The organism is Phenylobacterium sp. (assembly GCF_035944335.1).
Classification (GTDB): Bacteria; Pseudomonadota; Alphaproteobacteria; order Caulobacterales; family Caulobacteraceae; genus Phenylobacterium.
The window spans coordinates 1-3,491 of the sequence record NZ_DASZBG010000104.1; the positions used below are offsets into that span (position 1 = coordinate 1).

Genomic DNA, 3,491 nt, shown 5'->3' on the forward strand with positions numbered 1-3,491 from the left:
GCTCTGGTGGCAGGCGGCCAAGCGATGAGCGCGGACCGCAATATCTCGCCCGCCAGGCGCCGCTACCAGATGCGCTTCTGGCCGCTGATGGCCCTCTACGCGGTGCTGATCCTCGGCGTCGCCCTGCTGATCAAGCACGCCCCGCCGCCCGGCGCCTGGCGCTATGTCGCCGCCGCCGCGCCGGCCTTGCCGATCATCGGCATCATCGTGGTCTTCGGCCTCTACCTCGGCGAGATCACCGACGAGTTCCGCCGCGCGGTCATCGTGCAGTCCATGCTCTGGTCGCTGGGCCTGGTGCTGGCCTTCAGCACGGTCTGGGGCTTCCTGGAGCTGCTGGCCGATGCCCCGCACCTGCAGCTGTGGTGGATCTTCCCGATCTACTCGGTGGGCCAGGGCGTCGCCGAGCACCTCATCCGCCGGAGGTACGCGTGATGAGCTCCGAGCAAACCCGGCGCCGACTGAGCCAGGCGGCCAAGCGCGCCACCGCCAGGCGGCGCTTCCAGCTGCGCTTCCTCGTGCTGATGGCCGCCTACTTCGGCCTGCTGTTCGCCGTGGATTTCCTGCTGAAGACCTACAGCCTGCCGGCGCCGCTGAAATACCTCGCGGCGATCGTCCCGGCCGCGCCGATGGTCGGCGTCATCGCGGCCCTGGGCCTCTATCTCGCCGAGGAAGCCGACGAGTTCCGCCGCGTGCAGCTTGTCCAGGCCATGCTCTGGGGGATCGGCCTGACGCTCGCCGTCACGACGGTGTGGGGGTTCCTCGAGTCCTTCGCCGGAGCGCCGCGCCTGCCGCTCAGCTGGGTCTTCCCGATCTTCTGCCTCGGCATGGGGGCGGCCCACCTGCTGATCCGTCGGTGGTACCGGTGAAGAACCGCCTGAAGGTGCTGCGCGCCGAACGCGACTGGAGCCAGGCGGACCTCGCCGAGCGGCTCGACGTCTCGCGCCAGAGCGTCAACGCCATCGAGACCGGCAAGTACGACCCGTCCCTGCCGCTGGCCTTCCGGATCGCGCGGCTCTTCGACATGGCGATCGAGGCGATTTTCGACGACGAATAGACGTGTTTTCACAACTTCGAATTGCAGTACGCTCAAGCTTCGTAGGGGGTTCAATGTCGCAACGTTTCCATCTGGCGGCCCTGGCCGTCGCCGCGGCGATCGCCGCGCCCGCCGCCGCCCAGGCCCAGGAGGCCACCGGCGCCTGGCACGGCGTGTTGATCGCCGGTCCCAACATCCTGCGCGTGATGATCAAGGTGACGGCGGGGCCGGACGGCAAGCTTGCCGGCCAGTTCTTCTCCATCGACCAGACTCCCCAGCCCTTCGCCCTCTCCGACGTCAAGGTCGCCGGCGGGACGCTCTCCTTCGGCCTGCCGCAGATCGCGGGCAGCTACGAGGGCAAGTGGGACGCGGCCCGCAATGGCTGGGTGGGCGTCTGGAAGCAGGGCCCGGCCAGCCTGCCGCTGACCTTCGACAAGGGCGAGTTTCCCGCCGCGCCGCCGAAGGCCGCCGCGCCGCCGCCGCCCGCGGCCCAGGCGAAGCCCGCCGCGCCCGCCGGCAAGACGGTCGAGAGCCTCACCGTCCAGGGCCAGTCGCAAGGCACGCGCATCGACATCGACCGGCGCAGCTACGACCTCACCAAGGACCTCCAGGCCCAGACCGGCTCCATCGCCGATGCGCTGCGCAACATCCCCTCGGTGCAGGTGGACGTGCAGGGCAATGTCTCCCTGCGCGGCGACCCCAGCGTCACCATCATGATCGACGGCAAGCCCTCCTCGCTGTTCAAGGGTCCGTCGCGCGGCACGGTGCTGCAGAACCTGCCGGCCAATGCGTTCGAGCGGGTCGAGGTGATGACCAACCCCTCGGCCGCCTTTCGGCCGGACGGCTCGGGCGGCATCATCAATCTGATCCCCAAGAAGGTGCGCCAGGTGGGCCGTTCGGGCTCGATCCGCGCCACCGGCGGCCTGGGCGACAAGGCGCAGCTCAACCTCAACCTCAGCCAGGTCGGCCAGAAGCTCACGCTCTCCGGCGACGCGGTCTGGGCGCACGAGAAGCAGAAGGTGACGCTCAGCGACCAGCGGTCCAGCCTGGATCCGATCAGCGGCAGGTTCCTCGACAGCGCCGAGCACAGCTTCATCGCCCAGACGGTGGACCTCGGCATCGGCCGCGCGGCCTTCGACTACGATCCGGATTCGAAGACCCGCATCTCCGGCGAGCTGCGCGGCACCGCCATCCACGCCGACGCCGAGGTGGCGACCGACTTCCTCGGCCAGACACCGGGCGGCGCGCCGATCGCCTTCAACCGCTTCGGCCCGGTGACGCTCGACCAGTTGAATCTGTCGGCCAACGCCAGCTGGCGGCGGAAGTTCGGCTCCGAGCCGGACCACGAACTGGTCGTGGACCTGACCCAGGACCGCAACACCCAGAGCCAGAAGCGCCAGGAGGTGGTCACCGGCTTCGGCGCCCGCAGCGAGCGGATCACCAACGACAACGACACCGACCAGAGCCACGTGAAGGTCGACTACACCCGGCCCTTCGAGAACAACGCCAAGCTCAAGGCCGGCTACGAACTGGAGTACGACCGCTCGGATTTCAACAACACCGGGTTCACCGGCCTCACCGCCGGGAGCGAGACGCCGAACGCCTCGCTGATCGACGACTTCAGGGCCAACCAGGCGATCAACGGCGTCTACGCCACCTGGCAGCAGCCGTTCGGCAAGCTGACCGTGCTGGCGGGCCTCAGGCTCGAGGACACCCAGATCGACCTGAAGGACCCGGGCACGGGCTTCCGGGGCACGAACGACTTCACGCGCTTCTATCCGTCGCTGCACCTCTCCTGGAAGGTGGACGACAGCCAGGAGCTGCGGGCCAGCTATTCCGAGCGCATCGCCCGGCCGGCGCTGTCCGACTACAACCCCTTCCGGCTCTACCGCGACCCGTTCAACTTCACCGCCGGCAACCCGGCCCTGAAGCCGCAGGTGACCCATTCGTTCGAGCTGGGCTACCAGTACCGCAAGGGCTTCACCTATTACCTGGCGACCCTCTACTACCGCGAGAACGACCGCGGCGTGACCGACGTGGTCAGCGACCTCGGCGGCGGCGTGTTCCTCACCACCAAGCAGAACCTGACGAACAGCAAGAACGGCGGCCTGGAGCTGGTCGCGGCCGGCCGGCTGGGGTCAAAGCTCAGCTATCAGGTCCGCGCCGACGGCTTCCACAACGAGATCGACGCCACGGGCCTGGGCTTCGCCGGCACGCGCTCGACCTGGGCGCTGTCCGGGGGTGGCTCGCTGACCTACCAGGCGACGCCCAAGGACCAGTTCCAGATCTTCGTCCAGGGCACCGGCAAGCGGCTGACGCCGCAGGGCTTCCACGAGCCCTTGGTGCTGACCTTCCTGGGCTACCGCCACCAGTTCAACAAGGACTGGGCCTTCTCGGTCTCGGTGCGTGACGCGCTGGCTTCGTTCAAGGACACCCTGGTGATCGACACGCCGACCCT

4 protein-coding genes are annotated in these 3,491 nt (G+C 68.5%); all 4 read left to right on the forward strand.

Going from position 1 to position 3,491, the window contains the following annotated elements; genetic code table 11:
- Positions 1-432 (forward strand): hypothetical protein (locus VGT80_RS16855; protein WP_327457817.1); only part of this gene is annotated, 432 nt, incomplete at its 5' end.
- On the forward strand, positions 432-866 hold the full coding sequence (locus VGT80_RS16860) for a hypothetical protein (RefSeq protein ID WP_327457818.1): 435 nt from the start codon (positions 432-434) through the stop codon (positions 864-866). The genes VGT80_RS16855 and VGT80_RS16860, both read left to right, overlap by 1 nt.
- Entirely contained in the window at positions 863-1,054 is a 192-nt protein-coding gene (locus VGT80_RS16865) for a helix-turn-helix transcriptional regulator (RefSeq protein WP_327457819.1), read from the forward strand. Before VGT80_RS16860 ends, VGT80_RS16865 begins: the two co-directional genes overlap by 4 nt.
- A 53-nt stretch (positions 1,055-1,107) precedes the next feature.
- Positions 1,108-3,491: TonB-dependent receptor domain-containing protein (locus VGT80_RS16870; RefSeq protein WP_327457820.1), on the forward strand; the 2,384-nt coding region annotated here is incomplete at its 3' end.

Excerpts from the sequence above, each read along its gene's own strand:
- VGT80_RS16860 (WP_327457818.1), top strand. The coding sequence starts at position 432 with ATGAGCTCCGAGCAAACCCGGCGCCGACTGAGCCAGGCGGCCAAGCGC.